The organism is Paraburkholderia sp. Ac-20336, from assembly GCF_017105025.1.
Classification (GTDB): Bacteria; Pseudomonadota; Gammaproteobacteria; order Burkholderiales; family Burkholderiaceae; genus Paraburkholderia.
In genome coordinates, this window is record NZ_JAAGPS010000301.1 from 1 (window position 1) to 1,015 (window position 1,015).

Below are 1,015 nucleotides of genomic sequence, written 5' to 3' on the forward strand. Positions count from 1 at the left end.
CACACGCGCCTCGCCGGCTATTTCGCGCCGCACCGGAAGAACGGCAACGACGCCATGATCGACAGGCTGGTCGAGAACCGCGCACGGCAACTGGACGAGATGGGCGAGACGGCCGAATCGGTCGCGGCGGTCTTCACGAAGGCGAGCCGCATGGACGCGCTCGCGCGAACCGCGTCGGGCTTCCTCGGCTCGGTGCCGTTCGGCGCCGCGACGCTGGTCGAGGACGCCGCGCCGGTACTGACCGCGTTCGCGAAGACGCCGTTCGAGAACGGCGCGATGGGCGGCGTCGTGTCCCAGGCGTTCGACTCCGCCGGCGAACGGCTGCTGCGCAACGCGCTCTCGGATACGCAGTGGCTGTCCGCGCCGTCCGACCCGCCCGCCGGCCACCCTGCCGCCGCTGACGATGCCAACGCCAACGCCGATGCCGAACGCGCCGCGGTGATGCGGGACATGAAGACGAACAGCGCGCCGAGCCCGCTGCGGGCGCACGTCGAAGCAGGCGTCGCGATCCAGACGTTCAGCCTGCGCAACCTCGCGCGCACGGCGACCGATGTGGCGCTCACGCATTTCAGGGGGGCGCCGCTCGCGGCCCGCGTCGATCTGTGGATGTCGGCGGTCGGCTCTCCGATGGCGGGCGGCGCCAACGCGCTGGCGAAACACTGGCTGGACCAACAGCACCACCGCGTCGGCCCCGAATACCTGCTCGCGCGCGCGGACTGGCGCGATCAGTACCAGAGCCTGAAGCAGGCGACGTGGTCCGGCGCGGCAGCGAACGGGCTCGGCCGGCTCGCGCGGATTCCGCTCGACGTCGCGACGAGTGCGACGAGCGCCGCGCAATCGCTGCTGGACCCCGCCAATCTTGCGAAAGGCGCGGTGCTCGGCGGCGGCTTCGGCGCGGTCAGCGCCGCCGTCACCGCGGCGGCGAAGCTCGCCGCGCAACACGGCCTGTCGCCAACCGCCACGGCCGCGATCAGGCAGGGTGTGCAGACGGCGACGTCCGCCGCCGTGTTTCCGG

At 72.4% G+C, this 1,015-nt stretch carries 1 pseudogene; it reads left to right on the plus strand.

The window, feature by feature from the left end:
* Window positions 1-1,015 (plus strand): annotated as a pseudogene (locus GXB81_RS31145) (hypothetical protein); the annotation flags it as partial.